General features: G+C 40.6%; 1 pseudogene. It reads right to left on the reverse strand.

Annotated elements, in window-relative coordinates:
• Positions 1-69: 69 nt before the first annotated feature.
• Positions 70-345, reverse strand: a pseudogene (locus AC6CH4_RS25995) (bifunctional rhamnulose-1-phosphate aldolase/short-chain dehydrogenase); the annotation flags it as partial.

Consider the following 345-nt stretch of genomic DNA (forward strand, 5'->3'; position numbering starts at 1 on the left):
CCGAGGGCTGTCGGACGTTAAATTCACAAAAAACCACTTTTGCTTAAACAAACTTAAAAAAAACTATCTTTATCTATAGAAGCCCATTGATACTCCGCCGTCTACGTTTAAGGCATTTCCTGTTGATTTACTCAACAATCCTCCTGTAAACGCAAAACATGCATTGGCAATATCATCAGGCAATATGATTTCATTTAATAATGTGCGTTTAGCGTAGTAAGCCGGCAATTCTTCTACCGTAATACCATACGCTTTGGCACGACCTTCTGCCCAGCCTCCAGACCAAATATTTGAGTCTGAGATAACGGCATCAGGATTTACCGTGTTCACACGGATTTTATCAGC

The sequence above is a fragment of the Flavobacterium sp. GQ95 genome (genome assembly GCF_059758655.1).